The sequence below is a fragment of the Cupriavidus gilardii genome (assembly GCF_013314895.1).
Classification (GTDB): domain Bacteria; phylum Pseudomonadota; class Gammaproteobacteria; order Burkholderiales; family Burkholderiaceae; genus Cupriavidus; species Cupriavidus gilardii_C.
Map to the genome: position 1 here is coordinate 93,899 of NZ_JABTYE010000018.1, position 20,754 is coordinate 114,652.

Annotated in this window: 18 protein-coding genes, 1 tRNA gene and 1 pseudogene; 11 read left to right on the top strand and 9 right to left on the bottom strand. The window is 61.7% G+C overall.

Going from position 1 to position 20,754, the window contains the following annotated elements:
- Positions 1-40 precede the first annotated feature (40 nt).
- Positions 41-469: a large conductance mechanosensitive channel protein MscL gene (gene mscL, locus HTY53_RS17915; RefSeq protein WP_274383344.1), complete on the bottom strand. Its 429-nt coding sequence runs from the start codon at positions 467-469 to the stop codon at positions 41-43.
- Between the two features lie 232 nt (positions 470-701).
- Here mscL and petA point away from each other — a divergent pair, with 232 nt between their 5' ends.
- From petA to HTY53_RS17950, 7 genes are all read left to right on the top strand, one after another.
- A complete protein-coding gene (petA, locus tag HTY53_RS17920; RefSeq protein ID WP_174107858.1) occupies positions 702-1,319 on the top strand; it encodes a ubiquinol-cytochrome c reductase iron-sulfur subunit in 618 nt (205 codons plus the stop codon).
- A gap of 2 nt (positions 1,320-1,321) precedes the next feature.
- Positions 1,322-2,725, top strand: coding sequence for a cytochrome b (locus HTY53_RS17925; RefSeq protein WP_174107859.1), 1,404 nt, complete (start codon positions 1,322-1,324; stop codon positions 2,723-2,725).
- A gap of 26 nt (positions 2,726-2,751) precedes the next feature.
- A complete protein-coding gene (locus tag HTY53_RS17930) occupies positions 2,752-3,495 on the top strand; it encodes a cytochrome c1 (RefSeq protein ID WP_174107860.1) in 744 nt (247 codons plus the stop codon).
- Between the two features lie 235 nt (positions 3,496-3,730).
- Positions 3,731-4,342, top strand: coding sequence for a glutathione S-transferase N-terminal domain-containing protein (locus HTY53_RS17935; RefSeq protein ID WP_174107861.1), 612 nt, complete (start codon positions 3,731-3,733; stop codon positions 4,340-4,342).
- Positions 4,343-4,396: 54 nt separating this feature from the next.
- Positions 4,397-4,891, top strand: a complete 495-nt coding sequence (locus HTY53_RS17940; RefSeq protein WP_174107862.1) for a ClpXP protease specificity-enhancing factor — start codon at positions 4,397-4,399, stop codon at positions 4,889-4,891.
- An 80-nt stretch (positions 4,892-4,971) separates the two neighbouring features.
- Positions 4,972-5,047 (top strand) — tRNA-Thr (locus tag HTY53_RS17945).
- 122 nt (positions 5,048-5,169) lie between these two features.
- A complete protein-coding gene (locus tag HTY53_RS17950; RefSeq protein WP_174107863.1) occupies positions 5,170-6,195 on the top strand; it encodes a hypothetical protein in 1,026 nt (341 codons plus the stop codon).
- Here HTY53_RS17950 and HTY53_RS17955 read toward each other — a convergent pair.
- The 3 genes from HTY53_RS17955 to HTY53_RS17965 form a co-directional block, all read right to left on the bottom strand.
- Complete coding sequence (locus HTY53_RS17955) at positions 6,192-8,750, bottom strand: DNA methyltransferase (RefSeq protein WP_174107864.1); 2,559 nt, start codon at positions 8,748-8,750, stop codon at positions 6,192-6,194. The two genes, HTY53_RS17950 and HTY53_RS17955, sit on opposite strands and share 4 nt — an antisense overlap.
- A 915-nt stretch (positions 8,751-9,665) precedes the next feature.
- Positions 9,666-10,058 carry a hypothetical protein gene (locus tag HTY53_RS17960; protein WP_174107865.1) on the bottom strand — a complete coding sequence of 131 codons (393 nt, stop codon included), beginning with the start codon at positions 10,056-10,058 and terminating at the stop codon, positions 9,666-9,668.
- Positions 10,051-10,284 (bottom strand): DUF2164 family protein, encoded by a 234-nt coding sequence (locus HTY53_RS17965; RefSeq protein ID WP_174107866.1) that lies wholly within the window; start codon positions 10,282-10,284, stop codon positions 10,051-10,053. The genes HTY53_RS17960 and HTY53_RS17965 overlap by 8 nt, the downstream gene beginning before the upstream one ends.
- A gap of 185 nt (positions 10,285-10,469) precedes the next feature.
- Here HTY53_RS17965 and HTY53_RS17970 point away from each other — a divergent pair, with 185 nt between their 5' ends.
- Positions 10,470-11,348 carry a glycosyltransferase family 2 protein gene (locus HTY53_RS17970; RefSeq protein ID WP_174107867.1) on the top strand — a complete coding sequence of 293 codons (879 nt, stop codon included), beginning with the start codon at positions 10,470-10,472 and terminating at the stop codon, positions 11,346-11,348.
- 47 nt (positions 11,349-11,395) lie between these two features.
- On the opposite strand, the gene HTY53_RS17975 is transcribed toward HTY53_RS17970, so the two are convergent.
- Positions 11,396-12,175, bottom strand: coding sequence for a hypothetical protein (locus HTY53_RS17975; protein ID WP_174107868.1), 780 nt, complete (start codon positions 12,173-12,175; stop codon positions 11,396-11,398).
- Positions 12,176-12,337: 162 nt separating this feature from the next.
- Between HTY53_RS17975 and HTY53_RS17980 the strand changes: the two genes are divergently transcribed.
- Positions 12,338-12,613 (top strand): helix-turn-helix domain-containing protein, encoded by a 276-nt coding sequence (locus HTY53_RS17980; RefSeq protein ID WP_174107869.1) that lies wholly within the window; start codon positions 12,338-12,340, stop codon positions 12,611-12,613.
- Entirely contained in the window at positions 12,613-13,866 is a 1,254-nt protein-coding gene (locus tag HTY53_RS17985) for a type II toxin-antitoxin system HipA family toxin (protein ID WP_174107870.1), read from the top strand. The genes HTY53_RS17980 and HTY53_RS17985 overlap by 1 nt, the downstream gene beginning before the upstream one ends.
- A gap of 22 nt (positions 13,867-13,888) precedes the next feature.
- Here the strand turns inward: HTY53_RS17985 and HTY53_RS17990 are convergent.
- Positions 13,889-14,104: pseudogene (locus HTY53_RS17990) on the bottom strand (hypothetical protein); the annotation flags it as partial.
- Positions 14,105-14,247: 143 nt separating this feature from the next.
- On the opposite strand from HTY53_RS17990, the gene ettA reads away from it, so the two are divergent.
- The gene (gene ettA / locus HTY53_RS17995; protein WP_174107871.1) at positions 14,248-15,915 is read left to right on the top strand and encodes an energy-dependent translational throttle protein EttA; all 1,668 of its coding nucleotides are present in this window, start codon (positions 14,248-14,250) and stop codon (positions 15,913-15,915) included.
- Between the two features lie 177 nt (positions 15,916-16,092).
- Here ettA and HTY53_RS18000 read toward each other — a convergent pair whose 3' ends face one another.
- The 3 genes from HTY53_RS18000 to HTY53_RS18010 all read right to left on the bottom strand — a co-directional run bounded on the left by HTY53_RS18000 (position 16,093) and on the right by HTY53_RS18010 (position 20,735).
- The gene (locus HTY53_RS18000; protein ID WP_174107872.1) at positions 16,093-17,655 is read right to left on the bottom strand and encodes a class I adenylate-forming enzyme family protein; all 1,563 of its coding nucleotides are present in this window, start codon (positions 17,653-17,655) and stop codon (positions 16,093-16,095) included.
- Between the two features lie 62 nt (positions 17,656-17,717).
- Positions 17,718-19,505 (bottom strand): long-chain-fatty-acid--CoA ligase, encoded by a 1,788-nt coding sequence (locus HTY53_RS18005; RefSeq protein WP_174107873.1) that lies wholly within the window; start codon positions 19,503-19,505, stop codon positions 17,718-17,720.
- A 51-nt stretch (positions 19,506-19,556) separates the two neighbouring features.
- Positions 19,557-20,735 carry an acyl-CoA dehydrogenase family protein gene (locus HTY53_RS18010; RefSeq protein ID WP_174107874.1) on the bottom strand — a complete coding sequence of 393 codons (1,179 nt, stop codon included), beginning with the start codon at positions 20,733-20,735 and terminating at the stop codon, positions 19,557-19,559.
- Positions 20,736-20,754: the final 19 nt, after the last annotated feature.

Consider the following 20,754-nt stretch of genomic DNA (forward strand, 5'->3'; position numbering starts at 1 on the left):
TTTTCGCGGGCGCCGACAGCGGCGCCCGCTCGGGCCAAACTCAGGCCCGGCTCTTCAGGCTGTCGCGGATCTCGCGCAGCAGCTTGACGTCTTCCGGATCCTCGGGCGCCGGTGCCGGCGGTTCCGCGGCGCGCAGCCGGTTGATGGCGCGCACCATCATGAAAATGATGAAGGCCAGGATCAGGAAGTTGACCAGGATGGTCAGGAAATTGCCGTAGGCGAATACCGGCACGCCGGCCTTTTTCAAGGCATCGAGCGTCATTGGCGTGCCCGCCGGGGGATCGGACAACACGAGGAACAGATTCGAAAAGTCGAGTTTGCCGATGATCCGGCCCACCAGCGGCATGATCAGGTCATTGACTACGGAATCCACGATTTTTCCGAAAGCTGCGCCGATAATCACGCCGACCGCCAGGTCGACCACGTTCCCGCGCATCGCGAAGGTCTTGAATTCCGACATCATGCTCATGGCTTAACTCCTTGCTGTTGTTCATTTTTCACCACGCACCGCAGCGCAAGACTGCCGCAACGATGCCGCAAACGCAAGCCTGACGCGGCTTTGCGGCAGACGGATGTCGGTCCCCTACACGGTCGCGCGATCAACGAACACCCCCGGGTTACCGCGCTTTCACTGCCCAATGTGCCTAAGGTACAATTTACGGTTGACGCAAAATCTAAATTGACTTCCCCTGGGGTTTGGAATGAATGACCAGCAAAGCGTGAAGAGCGTGGATAAGGGGCGTCGCAACTGGTTGATCGCGACGTCTGTGGCTGGCGGCATCGGAGGAGTGGCGGTTGCGGTGCCGTTTGTCAGTACCTTTGCACCGTCGGAAAAGGCCAAGGCGGCAGGCGCGCCGGTCGAGGCCGACATCAGCGGGCTCAAGCCCGGCGAAATGATGACGGTCGAATGGCGCGGCAAGCCCGTCTGGATTCTGCGTCGTACGGACGAGATGCTGGCGTCGCTGAAAAAGACCGACGCCGAAGTGGCCGACCCGAACTCGGACATTCCGTTCACGATGGAAACCCCCGAGTACTGCAAGAACGAAACCCGTTCCCGGCCCGAGCACAAGGATATCCTGGTCGTCGTCGGCATCTGCTCGCATCTCGGTTGCTCCCCGTCCGGCCCGTTCGCGGCTGGCGCCAATCCCACCCTCGGTTCCGACCCCGGTTTCCTCTGCCCGTGCCACGGCTCGACCTTCGACCTGGCAGGCCGCGTATTCAAGAACAAGCCGGCACCGCAGAACCTTGACGTTCCCCCATACCAGTTCCTCACCGACACCACGATCGTGATCGGCAAAGACGAAAAAGGAGAGGCTTGATCATGGCGGCGGAAAAGCAAGTCAAGACGACCGGCCTGCTGGGCTGGATCGACGCGCGCTTCCCGGCGACGCAACTGTGGGAAGACCATCTGTCCAAGTACTACGCGCCGAAGAACTTCAACTTCTGGTACTTCTTCGGCTCGCTGGCGCTGCTGGTGCTGGTGATCCAGATCGTCACCGGCATCTTCCTGGTGATGAACTACAAGCCGGACGGCACGCTGAACGCCGCCGGCATCCCGGTGGCGTACGCCAGCGTCGAGTTCATCATGCGCGAGGTGCCATGGGGCTGGTTGATCCGCTACATGCACTCGACCGGCGCCTCGGCGTTCTTCGTGGTCGTCTATCTGCACATGTTCCGCGCGCTGCTGTACGGTTCGTACCGCAAGCCGCGCGAGCTGGTCTGGATCTTCGGCTGCCTGATCTTCCTGACGCTGATGGCCGAGGCGTTCATGGGCTATCTGCTGCCGTGGGGCCAGATGTCGTACTGGGGCGCCCAGGTGATCGTCAACCTGTTCTCGGCGATCCCGGTGATCGGCCAGGACCTGTCGCTGTTCATCCGCGGTGACTACGTGGTCAGCGACGCGACGCTGAACCGCTTCTTCTCGTTCCACGTGATCGCCGTGCCGCTGGTGCTGCTGGGCCTGGTGGTCGCCCACATCATCGCGCTGCACGAGGTCGGCTCGAACAACCCGGATGGCGTCGAAATCAAGGAGAAGAAGGACGAAAACGGCGTGCCGCTCGACGGCATCCCGTTCCATCCGTACTACTCCGCGCACGACCTGATGGGCGTCGGCGTGTTCCTGATTCTGTTCTCGGCGGTGATTTTCTTCTTCCCCGAGATGGGCGGCTACTTCCTGGAACACAACAACTTCTTCCCGGCCGACCCGCTGAAGACCCCGCCGCACATCGCGCCGGTCTGGTACTTCACGCCGTTCTATTCGATGCTGCGTGCCACCACGGCCAACTTCCTGCCGATCCTGTGGATCTTCTTCGCGGTGCTGCTCGGCATCCTGTTCCTGCGCAGCAAGAGCCTGAAGGTCAAGGGCATCGCGGTGGCCATCGCCGTCGTGCTGGCCCTGGGCTTCTACTTCATCGACGCCAAGTTCTGGGGCGTGGTGATCATGGGCGGTTCGGTGATCATCCTGTTCTTCCTGCCCTGGCTCGACCATTCGCCGGTCAAGTCGATCCGCTACCGCCCGGCTTTCCACAAGACGATCCTGATGGTGTTCGTCGTGTTCTTCCTGATCTTGGGCTACCTCGGCGTGCAGCCGCCGTCGCCGGTCGGCGAGAAGGTGTCGCAGCTCGGTACGCTGCTGTACTTCGCCTTCTTCCTGACCATGCCGCTGTGGAGCCGCGTCGGCACCTTCCAGCCGGTGCCCGACCGCGTGACGTTCAAGCACCACTAAGCCAGGCCCAAGGACAAGGAACAACGATGAAAAAGCTGCTTTCCATTCTCGCGCTGGCCGGCGCGTGCTTTGCCGGTGCGCCCGCCATCGCCGCCGAAGGGGGCTATCCACTGGAGCCGGCGCCGGTCAACACCAGCGACCTGTTCTCGCTGCAGCGTGGCGCCAAGCTGTTCGTCAACTATTGCCTGAACTGCCACGGCGCGTCGATGATGCGCTACAACCGCCTGCGCGATATCGGCCTGACCGAAGACCAGATCCGCGAGAACCTGATGTTCACCGCGGACAAGGTCGGCGAAACGATGACGATCGCGATGCAGCCGAAGGACGCCAAGGCGTGGTTTGGCGCGGCGCCGCCGGATCTGTCGGTGATCGCTCGTGCTCGCGGCGATGCGTGGCTGTATACGTATCTGCGCACCTTCTATCGCGACGACACCCGTGCGACCGGCTGGAACAACCTGGTATTCCCGAGCGTCGGCATGCCGCACGTGCTGTGGGAACTGCAAGGCCAGCGCGCCGCCAAGTTCGCCGACGTCGAAGAGCATGGCGAAAAAGTGCACAAGTTCGTCGGTTTCGAACAACTGACGCCCGGCAGCATGACGCCGCTGCAGTACGATACCGCCGTCGCCGACCTGGTCGCCTATCTGGACTGGATGGCCGAGCCGGCGCAGAACCACCGCCGCCGTCTGGGCGTGTGGGTGCTGCTGTTCCTCGGCGTATTCACCGTGTTCGCCTGGCGCCTGAACGCCGCCTACTGGAAAGACGTCAAGTAATCCCGGTAGACCGCCCGAGGGCTAGCGCGGGGTTGCCGATGCGACACCGCCTGGCCCTTTTTCCTTTGTGACGGGATGAACGGATCGGACACCGGCGCGCCCCATGCGCCGCCCGCCAAGCCACCGATCCGACATTCCGTTACGCTATTTGTAACGAATTTGCTTTCCGATGGTGGGTTCTGACAGAATGTTTGACCCAACTTCGGCCTAGCGCCGCCTCCAAGGAATCCCAACCATGATGGTGTTGTATTCGGGCACCACCTGCCCGTTCTCTCAGCGTTGCCGCCTGGTCCTGTTCGAAAAGGGCATGGACTTCGAAATCCGCGACGTCGACCTGTTCAACAAGCCGGAAGACATCTCGGTGATGAATCCCTACGGCCAGGTGCCCATCCTGGTCGAGCGCGACCTGATCCTGTACGAATCCAACATCATTAACGAGTACATCGACGAGCGCTTCCCGCACCCGCAGCTGATGCCGGCCGACCCGGTCCAGCGTGCCCGCGCCCGCCTGTTCCTGTTCAACTTCGAAAAGGAACTGTTCACCCACGTCTACGTGCTCGAGAACGAGAAGGGCAAGACCGCCGAGAAGAGCCACGAGCGCGCCCGCGCCGCGATCCGCGACCGGCTGACGCAACTGGCTCCGATCTTCGTCAAGAACAAGTACATGCTCGGCGAAGAATTCTCGATGCTGGACGTTGCCATCGCACCGCTGCTGTGGCGTCTGGACCACTACGGCATCGAACTGTCGAAGAACGCCGCCCCGCTGCTGAAGTACGCGGAACGGATCTTCAGCCGCCCCGCCTATATCGAAGCGCTGACCCCGTCCGAAAAGGTGATGCGCCGCTAAGCCGGCCCGGCCCGAGTCCGCTCGGGCCACCGGCGCGACGCCACTGGAAGTCTTATGCCTGAAACCTCGACCAAGCCCTACCTGATCCGCGCCATTTACGAATGGTGCACGGACAACGGCTTCACTCCGTATATCGCCGTGTTCGTCGACGCGAACACCAACGTGCCGCGCGAATTCGTCAAAAACAACGAGATCGTGCTGAACGTCAGCTTCGACGCGACCAGCGGTCTGGAAATGGGCAACGAGTGGATCAGCTTCAGCGCCCGCTTCGGCGGCGTCTCCCGGAAGCTGGACGTGCCGGTCGATAACGTGCTCGCGATTTACGCGCGCGAGAACGGGCAGGGTATGGCCTTCCCGGTCGAGCGCAGCGTGCCGGAAACCCAGGCCGCGACCGAACGCGAACTGAATCCGCCGCCGAAACTGGCTCCGGTCGAAAGCGACGGCGGTGCCCAAGCCGACACTGCCGACGCTTCGGACGACGACGATCCGAATCCGCCGCCGGTGCCGCGCATCGGTACCCGCAAGCCTTCGCTGAAGGTCGTCAAGTAAGGCCCTTCGGCCGGTCTGATCTAACTGGCCAACCATCGCCAACGCAGCCCGCATGCAGTAGAATCGCGGTCTGCATTTATGCCGGCTTAGCTCATCAGGTAGAGCAGTTGATTTGTAATCATCAGGTGGCGGGTTCGAGTCCTGCAGCCGGCACCAGTACCCATGCGGGTTCCAGAGATGGGGCCCGCTTCTTGTTCTACCAATCCTACTTTAGCTTGCCGAGGAAGTACCGCGCGTCTCCTGGTTGGTAGAACGATGGCGTGAAAGGACCACGGGGAATGGCACGGCGAAATCAATACACAAAGGTCGAAAAATACAATCGGGTTGTCGCTCCGAGGGCACAAGGAAAGGGGGACAGAGGTTACCGGGGCTTTCAGTGCCTGAATACGGATTGCGATCAGTTCATTATCTGGCCTGAGCCCATTACAGAGAATTTTGTCATTGCTTGTCCCAAGTGCGAACATGTCCATGAGGACGGAGGCAGCGAAAAATATTTCGACTTTGCAATCCAGTCACTGAATCCTCTAACAAAGGAAGTTTTGGAAACTCTTAATAGCGGCGAATTTATCATTGATCATCGCAGCTATGTCCTACAGTCGCTCCAGTACAAGTATTGTGTTCTTTGCAATACTCTAAAACCCTTCGAGGCCTTCGATCGACATAGCGGCCGAGCGACCGGGCGTCAAAGTGAGTGCAATCTCTGTAAGTCGATTTATAACTCCATAAAAAATCCTACCCGAACTCAAGATCAGCACCGGGAAGCTGCACAGAAGCGTCGGCTCTACATCGAAATTTCAAAAGAGAGTGGGCGCATCAATACTGCGGAAATTTTTCGTCGATTCCAAAATAAGTGTTTTTGTTGCAGCAGACCACTCGTTGATGACGATGGTTTTCCAATCTCCGGTGCTTTCAACATCGATCACACGCTTCCTGTGTATTATCTTTGGCCAGCTACCAGCCAGAACGCTACCTTACTCTGTCGCGAGCACAACGGGTCAAAAGCTGAAAAGTGGCCAAGCGAATTTTATAGCCAAGAGCAGATTAACCAGTTGGCAGTCTTAACGGGTCTTCAAGCGGAGTTGCTTCGTGGCCCTCCTGTACTAAACCCGGTTGCAGTAGAGCTGTTGCGAGATCCAGCGCAGGTCAATGCGCTCATATTCAAATATGCTCGCTATAGAAGTGAACTCATTCGCCTGAGAAACAGGGTGCTCACAATGGCGAAGTTCGACTTCTTTGACGGTACGCGAGTTTCAGATGCCTGGCGCGAGGAGGCAGATAACCTCCTCGTGCTTAGGCGTAACTAGATCAGGACGAGGTACTGGTGCGAAGTCACTGTGCCTTTGTCGCGTATGCCGTGGCTCTCGCAGTGGCCGACTGTTTCGTCGAATAAATCCGCCACGTTAAAGAATCTCCTGGCCCGTCGTTGAAGCTCTGCACCCATATCACATTTCTTGCTTTTCCCCAAATGCATCACCAAGACGCCACCCGCCTTTAATCGCTCTCTAGCTTGCCGCAATATGGGATCGTAAACGGCTAAATCCAGTTTTTGTAGTTCGTCGACGAAGGATTGTGGTCGTAGCGAGAAATCTACCGCGCTCCACCCCGCAAACCACAAGCGCAACCAATTCGCAAGATGGAATCGTGTGCTGTCGAAGAACGGTGGCGACGTAATAACGGCATCTAGTTGATCAACATATAGCGGCCAGTGACCGGTTGCGTCTTGCTCAATCACCCGTCCGGCCACAAATGACTGCGGGTGCGGAGCCTCTAAGCTGCGTCGTACCTTTTGCCGCAAGCGTGGCATAAGTGCGCGGTACTCGAACTCTCCGGTTGGTGCAAAAGGGGTTATCGGATGCGAATTGCGGCTTAATGCGTATGGTCGATTACCATGTAGAATGTGGAGCAATGCCGAAAGAACTAGTGATTCATGACCTGTGGAGTATCCCCGCTCCATAAAAAACTGTCGTGCTAAAAGAATTTCCTTGAAGGTTTGTTGCGAATAATATTCGGGGATTTTTCCATTGAAACCAATGGCCGATGCCTCCTGCAGTACGCTGTCCGGGACATTGCCGTTCTCAATGTGGTCCTCCAACTCTCGGAGTACCCGTTCACAGCTATCACCGTCGAAGCCTTCTATTTTTGCCCTGGCTATCGGTAAGGCCGACGGGCTAATATCGAAACTAAAACTCTGATGCCCCGCCAACGCCGCCTCGAATGGAATTGTTCCTACACCCCCGAAAGGGTCGAGCACGCGGCCGGATTTAGGAAGAAACGCTTCTATCAATTTAGCGGCGAGCGACGGCTTCATTTTGCCTTGGTACGAGCAAAGAGAGTGAAGAGGATGTCCCCAATTACGTTTGGCAAACTCCCCCCGCTGATGAGGCAGTTCCGTTTTGAACGTAGACCAACGTTCATCCAACTCACGTGGTAGCGCTTGCTTCGATGCACGGGGCCGCTTTGGCTTCCGATTCTTGAAAATGAGGAGACTCTGTCGCAGTGGTCTCCCGGACCGAGATTTGCGTTGTCTAAGCATGACTTCGCTGTCCAACTCGAAGCCAAGCCCATTGAATACATCAACGATTAACCTATCTGTCGGAACGTGAATTCCCGCGTATTCAGAGTCACCAATGTCGATTGCAACAGTGCCTCCCGATCTGATATGTCGAGAGACACCTTCGAATACTCGCTGCAGGTCTGCAAAGTAGCCGGTAACCATCTTTGGAATTCTGACGTCGTACGCTGCGTCATCAAGCCTACGAGCAATATCTACAACGGACCTAGGGAGGCCCCCGACCTCGGTCCTATCGCGATTGACATCATTGATTCCGCTTGTAATAGTCTTCGTGCGAAGACGTCGCAAATCGCCGTCAGCCGACAAGAGCCGGAGAAACCATAGCTCAATTTTCGTATTGCGAATGTAGTTTGTGCCGTTCAAGTACGGTGGACTGGTTATTACCGCATCGATAGATAGCGGTGGTAGCTTGCCTAACGAGCGGGCGTCGTCGCACACATGCTTGATCACGCCGGGAAGCGTTGTAACTGTCCTAAGATCCTGCGCCATTACCAGGAGCTTCGCTCTCGTCTCAGCCAGCAACGAAGGTACTCCCTTCTCCAGCTCTTTGGGAGTCTTGAACCTCACGTCGCCCCGGCGAATAAGATTCGAGCACGGCAAAAGGCATGAAACAACAGCAACGGAAACGGGAAGGTAAACGTGGGGTAACCTCTGCTGCAGGTAATTCAGCGCAGCACGAGCTATCAAAACTTCTTTCAACGCATCCGCTTCGAAATATCGGCTGTCTCCAAAGATGTGCCGGAAGGATTCGCCCAAGTCCTTGTCCGGCGCAAACTTGCACGGCCAAGCGTGAACGTCATGCGCGACTTCTTCCAGGGAGTCGGCCAACGCGATCCTTTGTTTAGCGGAGATTGTGAAAGCGGCGACTTTAGCTGCGATGACATGTGTCATCAGCGGGTTCACTTCGGAAAAAAGAACCTGCTTTGAATTCTTTGCCGCGGCGTAAAGCGTTGTGCCAGTACCCGCGAACGGCTCAAAAATTGTTTGGGCGTCCGGGCAGTACTCTTCCAAGATGGCCCGAACGAAGGCCGGGGAATACCCTTCCAGATATGGAAACCAGGAATGGAGCGGCTCTGGTGCGCCACCCCGGAATGTAACGTGCACTGGATCAACAAAGCTATCCAGTTCCAACTGCTGTTGAGGAGCAAGGTGGTCGCCGATTGCAAGCCGCTTCCTAAGGCTTGCGATGATATATGCGCTTGGCCCGACCCCGTCTGCCTCCGAGGCTGCCTTGAGGGCAGAGTATGTCTGCAGCCCGAGGAGGCCCCTGATATCTTCGCTAGACATAGGCCTCACCCGTTCATAGATATGGGCATCGCGTCGACCGAACGCGATCGATACGCTCTTCTGCTGGGCGGACGCTCCAGGGCAATCCGAAAAGTAGACGCTCTTAAAAAGTTGTGATTTCTGTGACGTTTCCAACATCATGCTCCGGTAATGTAACTATCATACTATGGTAGTTACTTCGCCGGGGGCTTATTGGCGGTTTAGTACAGGAACTATCGCCGGTGATGTGTATCCTCTCGCTCGATAGCGAGCTCAGCGTCAGCGTGTTGACGGTGACTTCGTTCCTCTGTCCCGTAATCCTGAAGGCCTCGTGCAAGGGACAGATCTGTAGCGGCATCTTTAGTAGTAGCGGAATGCCGCCGGTCGCAGGAACATCCAACAGACGGCCGCCTAGAGTGGGACCGCAGTCAGCACGTCGACATGCAGCATGTTCGGAGAGCATTTGCAGTCCCGGCCAAGCCGACGTTCGCGCGATCCAAGATGCGCAGCGATATCGCGTAGCATCAGGAAGGGCAGGAGTTGCCAAGCAACGTTGCGGTAGAGCCAAGTTCTCTCGCGTAACGGCCGGGATGGTGGCCTAGGACATCGACGATATCGTCACCAACGGCAGGCAAGACGGAGGGCGTGTGGCCCCCCGCTGATCGTGACGGAAGGCGTGGTGTGGTACATCGTTGTGGACCGTGGCGGGCCAGGGCAAAACTGCGACGAACTGGAACTGCCGGGAGCTGCCCGCTGGAGCTAGACTTGCCCCGGACCGAGCGGGAAGGGGCCGGGAATGGAGGCCACGTTGTCTTGAGTTGCTGCGGGTGCCTCAAGGGGGCGTCGGGGCCGATTGGCCGGGAAGCGCCAGCGGCGGCCTGCGCCTATCTTCGCGTTAGCGACGACGCCTCGCCGTCATGCCGGCGCCGGGCAAGGTCATGTCGCCACTGCATGCTCGATATCCTCGATACACAGCGACGCAATCTGCCAGCGGCCGTCCACCACCAGCCACAGCTCGAGAAAATCGAACTGGTGGACGATCCTTCCGTCCCTTTTCAAGCAGGCCGATCCCGTTACCGTGGCCCAACTCTTGTGCTGCTGGATCTCGGTACCGGTCTCCTTGAACTCCGCCTCGCCAGCGCGCTTGTTCGGAAACTTCTTCCGGCTGCGTTCGATGTACGCGATCTGATTGGCTTTCGAGACCAGCTCGCCATTCGCCTTCAGAAAGAAGGTCGGCGCCTCCAGATAGTCGAGCCAGTCCACCTCGCCGTTCAGGCGCGCATTGACCCAGACATCCCTTATCTGCGTCAGCGAATACTTGCTACTCATACTGCAGCAAGATATCGAGTTGCTCCGAAACGTCCGTCAGCTTGCGGTCTATCACCCGCTTTGCGTCCAGCACGCCTTCGTTGTACGCCTGCGCACGCACCAGCTTGTACAGCTTCTCGGCAAAGGGCACCACTTCCATATTGCCGACGGCTATCTGAAGCTCGCTGTCGAGAAGGTCGCGGACTTGGGATGAAAACTTGATCAGGTCGAAATCGTCGTTGTGCATCAGATTCCCGGCTCGTAAAAATTGGACTTGGGCTCTCCTCAGTCGTGTTGGGAATGTACTTCATTGGCCAAGCCCACGACCCGAGCAGAGCCCTACAGGCGGAGAAGGCCGGTTTTCCCGGCCCGTCACGCCCGGTATGCGATCATTGGCCGCAACCGCAGAACCCGCTTTCCCAATTAATGCTGTTGAAGTCTCTTTCCAAAATCCGCCGTCCGCAGACCGATTCGTCCCCCGAAGTTGCCATCGTCGTCCCCTGCTATAACCAGGCAGCCGTGATCGCCGACACGCTGAAGTCGGTGCAGCGCCAGACCTATCCGCACTGGCGCTGCATTGTGGTCGACGACGGCTCCACCGACGACACCGCGCAGCGCGTGCAGGCCTTCGTGCAGAAGGACCGTCGCTTCACCTATATCCGCAAGCAGAACGGCGGCGTGGCGTCGGCGCGCAATCTCGGCATCCGGCTGACCGGTGGCGAATACATCGTGCCGCTGGACGGCGACGACAAGATTCATCCCGACTACCTGCGACGCGCCATGGCGCACTTCCGCAAGCACCCGGACACGGCGCTGGTCTATTGCCAGGCGATGCGCTTCGGCGCGAAGAAGGGCAAGTGGCGGCTTCCCGAATACAGCTATCAGCGGCTGCGCTTCGAGAACATGATCCACAACTGCGCGATCTATCCGCGCGCGTTGTACGACCGGACTTCAGGCTATTCCGAAGCGATGAAGCACGGCTTCGAGGACTGGGAGTTCTATATCCGTTTGCTGGAGCCCGATGCCAAGGTGCATCGGATCGATGCGCCGCTGTTCTACTATCGCATCAGCAAGCGTTCGCGAACGACGCAGCAGCTGGCGGGCGGACATGAGCGCGAGTCGTTGGCGACGATCTATCGCAACAACACCGAGGCCTATTCGGACGTTGTGGCCGATCCGATTTCAAGCTTCAAGACCGCGCGACAGCTATTCCTGCCCGACGACGTCAGGCGCTACAAGCGGCAGCGCACGCGCATGCATCTGGGCTATCTGGCCGTGATTCTGCTGTTGGCGGTGCAGGCGTTCGACTGAGGGGTGGAGCGGACTTCTGTCCCGGTGGCCAAGCCCAGCGCACCGGATCAAAGCACCGCGCCCGGCACGGCGGCGATATCGAACAGGCTGCCGCGGAATTCATGGCTGCCGATATGTCCCACCTCGAACCAAGGCGCACCATAAATCTTCCCGCCAATCTGCCGCCACCGTTTGCAGAACATCAGATCCTCCGACAGCATGTCGCCGTGCTCGTCCCTGCCGAGATCGAAGAACACGTGGATCCGTTCATCGCTTGAGCGGTCCGGCGATTTCATGGTCGCGTCGGGGTACATCGCGGCCATTCGCTCGAACACTTGCCGCTTGATCAGCATGATTCCCGTGCCAATGCCTTCAACCTCCACCGGCGTCCGAACATTGAAGCCGCTGTCCGGCTCAACAAGCTGAAACGTGCCGTACGACGCTGCTACCTTGGCCAGCTCGTGGGGCTGCATCTCAGGGTGGTTCCGCGCGGCAGCCGCGACATTGGGCCAATTGATTTCCTTGCGCGGACACATCGCTGCAATCACGTCGACATCCGTCTCCAGCATCGCCAGCACGTCGGCGCTGCGAAACACCATGTCGGCATCGATGAAGAGCAGGTGGCTACAGCTTGTCCGCTTCAGAAACCAGTTGGCCAGCAGATTGCGCGCGATCGTGATCAGGCTCGAACTCTTCGTCCACGCATACTCGAAGCCGATGCCCCGCTGATACAACGCGGCCTGCAACTGCAGCAGCGAATGGGTATAGGAGCCGTAGCACTGATCGTTGTAGATGGGGGACGCCACAAGCACGCTCGTCGGAAGCGGATTGGAGTCGTACGAATTCATGGTGGGTCGGTGGGGCTGCAGACGCCGCACTATATCGCGCTAGTGATACGACCGCGTCACTCGCCCACGCTCATCCCGTCGAATTACCGATCGGTAATTTTCTCCTTGACCCCGATTGATTTTGAGACAAGAATTACCGAACGGTAATTCGAGGGGCACGAGATGCTGGTAAAGGGACACGACTTCCCGAGCGGTAACTTGCGCCAGGATGGCGTTGCGGTCCATAGTTCAGTGGAACTTGGCGCTGTCATCCGCCGGCGCCGCGAGCAACTTGCACTCAAGCAAACCGATCTCGCCGGGCTCGGCGGCACCGGCAACCGCTTTGTCGTCGAACTCGAGCGAGGCAAGCCGACGGCTCAGTTGCAGAAGGTTCTCGACATCATGGACTTGCTTGGGCTTGAGGTGGTGGTGAAGCCGAAGTCGAGCGGAGGCTTGTGATGGCCCGGCCCGAGCGGCTCAGCGTCCTATGGGGCGATGACGTGGTCGGCACCGTCCACGATACCGCGCCACTGGCCTTTGCCTATTCGCCAGCGTGGCTTGCCAGGCAGGACCGCTTCCAGGTCGCCGCCATTCCGCTGGTACCGGGGCAGCAGGACACCGAGGTCGTGCAGGCGTTCTTCGAGAACCTGCTGCCCGAGGGTGAATTGCGCGACTATCTCGCGCAGCAGAAGAAGGCCTCCACGTTGTTCTCGATGCTTCTGGAGATCGCCGGCGACACCGCGGGCGCCTTCGTCATCGTGCCGGAAGGCGAAACGCCGAAGTCGCCCACGTATCAGCCGACTTCATGGCAAGCGTTGGGAGCAGCGCTTAGCAAGCCGTCTGCGGCCGCCGTCGACCTGAAGGGGGCACGTGCGCGGATTTCGCTGGCAGGGGCCCAGGACAAGACCAGCCTGGCGATCTTCGACGATGGCGTCCCACGCCTTCCTCGCGGCGTCGCGCCGTCCACGCATATCCTGAAGCCGGACATCAAGCGCCTGGCCAAGGTATGGCAGTCGGCAGCGAACGAAACCATCGTGATGCGCGTTGCCGCGGAGTGCGGTTTGCCTGCCGCAGAAGTTTTCTATGAACCAATGACCCGGGCATGCGTGGTGCGCCGCTTCGACAGGTACCAGCGGCCGGATGGAACGTTGGGACGGCTGGTCCAGTACGACTTGTGCCAGTTGGCGGGCACCGTGTCGGACCGCAAGTATGAGAAGGAGGGAGGACCGGGCATCGCGGCCTGTGCCGCTCTGATTCGGCAGCGCAGCGCCCAGCCAGCAGTGGATCTGCGCAACTTCGTGAACTGGATCTTCTTCAATCTCTACGTAGGCAACAACGACAGCCACGCGAAGAACCTGTCGCTGTACGTGCTGCCTGGGCAGGGCGTGAGGCTGACCCCGTTCTACGATCTGATGTGCACCCGCTTGTATGCCGGCCTGTCGGGGGAGTTCGCATTTTCGATCGGGGGAGAAAACCGGCCGGGCGAAATTGCGCGCCAGCACGTGGTGGCGATGGCGGAAACCCTCGGCATGCAGCCACGCTTCGTGTTGGGCCAGGCGGCGGAACTGGCGCAACGGATTCCTGGGGCAGTGGCTCGGGCGGTGGAGCAGACCTTGCCGTCGTTGCCGCATGGCGCGCGCGATCTCGCGGATCGCCTCGGCCGGTTCATTCAGTCCACGACGCGCAAGGTCTCCGCCCGCATCGTGGCCTGAACAAGCCATCGCTCAATGATGGATGATGGTGATGCGCCCAATGAATATCGTTCGACTCCACGAACGACGCCACCGCGTCCTTGTCGCCGGTGGCATGGCGCATCATCTCGCCGCATTTGCAGAAGCCCTGATACGGCGTGATATGCGAGCAGGCCGATACCTTCTGCAGATATAGCGTCACGGGCTTGTTGCACTTCTTGCACTTGAACGTCAGCGTGCGGGCGGGTTTGGGGCTCATGGTCGTACTCGGCAAGCGAAATTTGGCCCGAAGGCGAGGGCCATGATGATACCGCGCCTGCACCGATCGGGTGCGCCGGCCGCGCCCGGTTTGCTACACTGCGCCATCCCCCTCCAACACAGTCATTTCACTGGGTAAGCCGCATGGCACAGTACGTCTATACGATGAATCGCGTGGGCAAGATCGTTCCGCCCAAGCGTCAGATCCTGAAGGATATTTCGCTGTCCTTTTTCCCCGGCGCCAAGATCGGCGTGCTGGGCCTGAACGGTTCGGGCAAGTCGACGCTGCTGCGAATCATGGCCGGCGTCGACAAGGACATCGAGGGCGAAGCGATCCCGATGCCGAATCTGAACATCGGCTATCTGCCGCAGGAGCCGCAGCTCGATCCCGAGCAGACCGTGCGTGAAGCGGTCGAGGGCGGCCTGGGCGAGGTGTTCGAGGCGCGCAAGAAGCTCGAGGAAATCTACGCGGCCTATGCCGAGCCGGACGCCGACTTCGACCAGCTGGCCGCCGATCAGGCCAAGTACGAGGCGATCCTGGCCGCCAGCGACGGCAACAATGCCGAGCAGCAGCTGGAAGTCGCGGCCGACGCGCTGCGGCTGCCGCCGTGGGATGCGAAGGTCGGCAATCTGTCCGGCGGCGAGAAGCGTCGCGTGGCGCTGTGCCGGCTGCTGCTGTCGCGTCCCGACATGCTGTTGCTGGATGAGCCGACCAACCACCTGGATGCCGAGTCGGTCGAATGGCTGGAGCAGTTCCTGACCCGCTTCCCCGGCACGGTGGTCGCCGTGACTCACGATCGCTACTTCCTCGACAACGCGGCCGAGTGGATCCTGGAACTGGACCGCGGCCACGGCATTCCGTGGAAGGGCAACTACAGCTCGTGGCTGGACCAGAAGGAAAACCGGCTGAAGCAGGAAGAGTCCAGCGAATCGGCGCGGCAGAAGGCGCTGAAGAAGGAGCTGGAATGGGTCCGTCAGAATCCGAAGGGCCGGCAGGCCAAGTCGAAGGCGCGTCTGGCGCGCTTTGACGAGCTGAACAGCCAGGAATACCAGAAGCGCAACGAAACCCAGGAGATCTTCATTCCGGTCGGCGAGCGGCTCGGCAATGAGGTGATCGAGTTCGAGAACGTGTCGAAGGCCTACGGCGACCGGCTGCTGATCGACAACCTGAGCTTCAAGGTGCCGCCGGGCGCGATCGTCGGCGTGATCGGCCCGAATGGCGCCGGCAAATCGACGCTGTTCCGCATGCTGACCGGCAAGGAGCAGCCCGACAGCGGCGCGATCAAGATCGGGCCGACCGTCAAGCTGGCCTACGTCGACCAGAGCCGCGATGCGCTCGACGGCAGCAAGACCGTGTTCGAGGAAATCTCGGGCGGCGCCGACGTGCTGACGGTGGGCCGCTACGAGACGCCGTCGCGCGCCTATATCGGCCGCTTCAACTTCAAGGGCTCGGACCAGCAGAAGCACGTGGGCACGCTGTCCGGCGGCGAGCGCGGGCGCCTGCATCTGGCCAAGACGCTGATCGCCGGCGGCAATGTGCTGCTGCTGGACGAACCGTCCAACGACCTCGACGTGGAAACGCTGCGCGCGCTGGAAGACGCGCTGCTGGAGTTCGCCGGCTGCGTGATGGTGATCTCGCACGATCGCTGGTTCCTGGACCGGATCGCGACGCATATCCTGGCCTTCGAAGGCGACTCGCACGTCGAGTTCTTCGCCGGCAACTATCAGGAGTACGAGGCCGACAAGAAGCGCCGTCTGGGCGAGGAAGCGGCCAAGCCCAAGCGCATCCGCTACAAGCCGATCGCTCGCTGAGGCGCGCGCTTTCCCTCTCCCCCGGCCCCTCTCCCGCCTTGCGGGAGAGGGGAGAAAACCGCCAGCGCTGTGATGCTCATCACGGCTCGCGTCCGGCCCCCCTCTCCCACTTGTGGGAGAGGGGTGGGGGAGAGGGCAGGCCGTTGTTCTGGCGAAACCGTTCGCGCGTCAATCCACTCAGCCTCCCCCGCCCGCCGCCTCATCGCGATACCGCTGCCGTAATTCGTTCTTCAGCACCTTGCCTGCCGCCGACAGCGGCAGCGTATCGACAAAGGCGAAACTGCGCGGACATTTGAAGCCCGCCAGCCGTTCGCGACACCACTGCGTCAGCTGCGCCGACAGCGCGGCCGCCTCTGATGACGCCAACGAAGCGCTGCCCTCCACGACCACCACCGCATGCACTCGCTCGCCCCAGCGGGCGTCGGGCACGCCGATCACCGCGGCCTGCGCGACGCGCGGATGGCTGCGCAGCGCGGTCTCGACTTCGGCCGAATAGACGTTCTCGCCGCCGGAAATGATCATGTCCTTGAGCCGGTCGGCGATGAACAGATAACCGTCCTCGTCCATCCAGCCGCCGTCGCCGGTGTGCAGCCAGCCGTCGCGCAGGGCCTGCGCGGTGGCATCCGGCTGGTTCCAGTAGCCGCGCATCACCATCGGCCCGCGCACGACGATTTCGCCGACGGTGCCGCGCGGCACTTCATTGCCATCGGCATCGACCACGCGAATCTCCGCACCGAGCCCTGCGCGACCGACCGAATGCCGGCGGCGTTCCGCGTCGGGGCCGGGGCGATGATTGACCGGCGGATTGATGCAGACCGAGGCGGCGGTCTCGGTCATGCCATAGGCCTGGAAGAACTCTGCATCCGGCCACGCCAGGAGGGCTCGCGCCAGCAGGTCGGGCGGCATCGGGGCGGCGCCGAAGGCGATGCGATTCAGGCTCTGCAACCGCGCCGCGTCGAAATCGGGATGATCGAGCAGCGATTGCAGCATGGTGGGCACGACCATGATGTCCGTGATTCGATGCGTATCGATCGCAGTCAATACGATGTCGGCGCGGAACTGCGGCAATGTCACGCAGCTGCCGCCGGCGATCAGCTGTCCGATCAGCCGGCCCAGACCGGCGACATGAAACAGCGGTGCGACCAGCAGCGACACGCTGTCCGGTGCGTTGTTCAACTCGGCGGCGCGCGACATCGATGCCGCCCAAAGGTTGGCGTGCGACAGCATCACGCCCTTGGCGCGGCCGGTGGTGCCGCCGGTGTAGAGGATCGCGGCCAGCGCATCGCCGCCGGTGCGACGATCGTCGGGCGGCGCAACATCGCTGGACGCGGCGACGGCGTCGGCCAGGAAGGTGTCGAGGGGCACCACCGTGACGAGGTCGCCAAGTTCCTCGGCCATCGCGGTCAGCGGGCCATCCGGCAGCAGCAGGCGGGCGCCGCAGTCGCCGATCGCATGGCGCAGCTCGTGCACGCTCCATCGCGTATTGAGCGGACACGCCACCGCGCCGCGCCACCAGCACGCCAGCAGCATCGCGATCAGACCGTCGCCGTTCTGCGCCAGCAGCGCGACACGGTCGCCGCTACCGATGCCGTGGCGCTTCAACGCCGCGGCGGCGTGCGCCACGCGCGTACCCAGCGCAGCGAAGCCGGTGGTGCGCGGCTTGCCGTCGGCCACGTGGCACAGCGCGATCTTGCCGGGATGGCGCTGTATCGCACGGTGCAGTCCCTGGGTCAGGTACATTGCGTGGGTCTCCGAGTGGGCGGCATGCCTGCCGCGGCAATGGCGCCGAAAATCGCACCGGGTCAGGCTTGCTGAAGCGGCTTGTCGACGCTGCCGGCGTCGATCTCGCCGAGCCCCGCCGCATCCGCTTCATCCGCCGCCGCGCGCTGCTGCGCCTGTATCTCGCGCCAGAGCACCTTGCCGGTGCCGGACTTCGGCAGCGCCGTGCGGAACTCGACCGCACGCGGCGCCTTGTACGCCGCCATCCGCTCGCGGCACCAGGCGATCAGCGCGGCGGCTTCCAGCGTCGTGCCGGGCTTGAGCACGACCACCGCCTTCACCGATTCGCCCCGCCGCCTGTCGGGCACGGCGACGATGCAGGCCTCGTGAATCGCGGGATGCTGGTACAGCATGGTCTCCACCTCGGCGGGCCAGACCTTGTAGCCGCTGACATTGATCATGCGCTTCAGGCGATCGCGCATGAAGAAATAGCCTTCCTCGTCGACGCCGGCCAGATCGCCCGTGCGAAAGAAACGCTTGCCGTCGCGCTCGAAGAAGGACTCGCGGTTCGCGGCCTCGTCGTTCCAGTAGCCGAGCATCAGCTGATCGCCGCTGGTCACCAGTTCGCCGACCTCGCCGGGCGGCAGCGGCGCCAGCGTGGCCGGGTCGACGATGCGCGAGTCGACGCCGAAGGCCGGAATGCCGAGGCACTGGCGTTTGGGCCGGTGCAGCGGATTGCAATGCAGGAACGAGGCGGTCTCCGTCATGCCGTAGCCCTCGATATAGCCGAGGCCGAAGCGCGACTTCAGCATCGCGGCCACTGCCTCGGGCATCGCGGCGCCGCCGCCATTGAGCAGGGTCAGGCTCGACAGGTCGCGCACGCTCGCCTCCGGATGCGCGAAGAAGTCGATCAGCATCGCCGGCGGCGCGCCCCACGTCGTCACACGATAGCGCTCGATCAGCCGGGCCGCGGTGGCGGCGTCCCAGCGCGGCAGCATCACCACCGTCGCGCCGATCGCGATCGGCATCAGCATCGCGTTCTGCATGCCGAGCAGATGGAACAGTGGCGCCACGCCCATCACCACCGCTTCGGCATGCAGGCCGCGCCAGAGCACCGCGGAGAACGTCGACGCCAGCAGCGTGCGGTGCGTATGCATGCAGCCCTTCGGGTGGCCGGTGGTGCCGGAGGTGTAGGGCAGCACGCAGAGATCGTCGGGGCTGGTCCGCACATCGGGCGCGGGCAGCGCGGCTGCCAGCGCATCGCCCCAATACGTCAGGCGCGCGTCGTCCAGCGCTGCGCGCGGGGCGCGCACCCAGTCGGGCACGTCCAGATCGGTGTCGGCATCGATGGCGTCGGCATAGTTGTGCACCACCACGTGCCGCAACCGATGCCGCAATCGATCGTCCGCCAGCGCGGGCCGCAGCGCCGGCAGCAGCTCCTGCGCGACCAGCGCGACCTGTGCGCCGCTGTCGCGCAGATAGTGGTCCAGCTCGTTGGCGGTGCACATCGCATTGACCGGCACCACCACCGCGCCGCAGCGCACGATCGCATGGAACGCGACGACGAACTGCGGGCAGTTCTGGCTCATCAGCAGCACGCGCTCGCCGGGGCGCACGTGGCCATGGCGATACAGGTGACCGGCCAGCGCCTCGGTCTGCCGGCGCAGCTCGGAATAGCTCAGCGCACGGCCATAGAAGACGATTGCCGGCTTGTCGGGATAGCGGTCGGCCTGCACCGACAGGTTGTGGCACAGCGTGACGTGCGGCACGTGGATGCGATGCGGCAGTCCGCGGGGCCAGCTGCCGAACCATGCATGTTGATCCGGGTGGTTCGATGGCATCGCTTCGGAAGACACTGCGTCGGATGTCATGCCTGCTGGTCTCCTGTCGTTGATCCGGCGTTCGCTCTGCGGCGACGCGATTCACCTCGATGCTTCAGCCCCCATCGCCCGCGCGACGATTTCCTTCATCACCTCGTTGGCACCGCCATAGATGCGGCCCACGCGCGCGTCGGTGTACATCCGCGCGATCGGATATTCGTTCATGTAGCCGTAGCCGCCATGCAGCTGCAGGCATTCGTCGATGACCTGGCACAGCGTCTGCGTGCTCCACCACTTGGCCATCGCGGCGGTCGGCACGTCGAGCTCGCCGCGCTGCAGCCGGCCGATGCAGTCGTCGACGAAGCTGCGCGCGATGGTGGCATGGGTCTGGCACTCCGCCAGCTTGAAGCGGGTGTTCTGCATCGCCATCAGCGGTTCGCCGAACACGTGGCGCTGCGTCACATAGGTCAGGGTATCGTCGACCGCGCGCTGCATCGTGGCCGCCGCGCCGATCGCGATCAGCAGCCGCTCGCGCGGCAGCTGCTGCATCAGTTGCCGGAAGCCGCGTCCTTCCTCGTTGCCGAGCAGATTCTCGGCCGGCACCATCACGCCGTCGAAGAACAGCTCGACGGTGTCCTGGCCGCGCTGCCCGATCTTGTCGAGCAGGCGCCCGCGCTGGAAGCCGGGCAGATCGCGCGTTTCGATCATCAGCAGCGACACGCCGCTGGCGCGGGCCCCGGGATCGGTCTTGACCGCCAGGCAGATCAGGTCGGCGTGCCAGCCGTTGGTGATGAAGGTCTTGGCGCCGTTGACCAGATAGTGCCTGCCATCGCTGCTGAGGATCGCGGTGGTCTTGATCCGCTGCAGGTCGGTGCCGGCGCCGGGCTCCGTCATGCCGATCGCCGCCACCATCTCGCCGCGCGCCATGGCCGGCAGCCAGCGCTGCTTCTGCGCCTCGCTGCCGTAGGCGAGCAGATAATGCGCGACGATACCGCTGTGCACGTTGATGCTGAAGCTGGTGACCAGCGCGCGCTGCTGCTCCTCGCAGATCACCGCCTCGTGCAGGAAGTTGCCGCCGCCTCCGCCGTATGCTTCGGGGATGCCGGTGCACAGCAGGCCGAGCTCGCCGGCGCGGCGCCAGATGTCGCGGTCGCAGTGTTTCTGCTCGACCCACGCCGGCTGGCGCGGCACGCATTCGGTTTCGAAGAAGCGCCGCGCGGTATCGCGCAGCAGCTCGAGCTCGCTGTCCATCCACGGACGGGCCGCATGCTGGATCGTCATGGCGAAGTTCCGGTGAAGA

Coding starts and splice junctions, on each gene's coding strand:
- HTY53_RS17965 (WP_174107866.1), bottom strand. CDS start 10,284: ATGCACAACGACGATTTCGACCTGATCAAGTTTTCATCCCAAGTCCGC.
- HTY53_RS17930 (WP_174107860.1), top strand. CDS start 2,752: ATGAAAAAGCTGCTTTCCATTCTCGCGCTGGCCGGCGCGTGCTTTGCC.
- HTY53_RS18000 (WP_174107872.1), bottom strand. CDS start 17,655: ATGTACCTGACCCAGGGACTGCACCGTGCGATACAGCGCCATCCCGGC.
- HTY53_RS18005 (WP_174107873.1), bottom strand. CDS start 19,505: ATGACATCCGACGCAGTGTCTTCCGAAGCGATGCCATCGAACCACCCG.
- HTY53_RS17950 (WP_174107863.1), top strand. CDS start 5,170: ATGGCACGGCGAAATCAATACACAAAGGTCGAAAAATACAATCGGGTT.
- ettA (WP_174107871.1), top strand. CDS start 14,248: ATGGCACAGTACGTCTATACGATGAATCGCGTGGGCAAGATCGTTCCG.
- HTY53_RS17940 (WP_174107862.1), top strand. CDS start 4,397: ATGCCTGAAACCTCGACCAAGCCCTACCTGATCCGCGCCATTTACGAA.
- HTY53_RS17960 (WP_174107865.1), bottom strand. CDS start 10,058: ATGAGTAGCAAGTATTCGCTGACGCAGATAAGGGATGTCTGGGTCAAT.
- HTY53_RS17985 (WP_174107870.1), top strand. CDS start 12,613: ATGGCCCGGCCCGAGCGGCTCAGCGTCCTATGGGGCGATGACGTGGTC.
- mscL (WP_274383344.1), bottom strand. CDS start 469: ATGAGCATGATGTCGGAATTCAAGACCTTCGCGATGCGCGGGAACGTG.
- HTY53_RS17955 (WP_174107864.1), bottom strand. CDS start 8,750: ATGTCTAGCGAAGATATCAGGGGCCTCCTCGGGCTGCAGACATACTCT.
- HTY53_RS17935 (WP_174107861.1), top strand. CDS start 3,731: ATGATGGTGTTGTATTCGGGCACCACCTGCCCGTTCTCTCAGCGTTGC.
- HTY53_RS18010 (WP_174107874.1), bottom strand. CDS start 20,735: ATGACGATCCAGCATGCGGCCCGTCCGTGGATGGACAGCGAGCTCGAG.
- HTY53_RS17925 (WP_174107859.1), top strand. CDS start 1,322: ATGGCGGCGGAAAAGCAAGTCAAGACGACCGGCCTGCTGGGCTGGATC.
- HTY53_RS17975 (WP_174107868.1), bottom strand. CDS start 12,175: ATGAATTCGTACGACTCCAATCCGCTTCCGACGAGCGTGCTTGTGGCG.
- petA (WP_174107858.1), top strand. CDS start 702: ATGAATGACCAGCAAAGCGTGAAGAGCGTGGATAAGGGGCGTCGCAAC.
- HTY53_RS17980 (WP_174107869.1), top strand. CDS start 12,338: ATGCTGGTAAAGGGACACGACTTCCCGAGCGGTAACTTGCGCCAGGAT.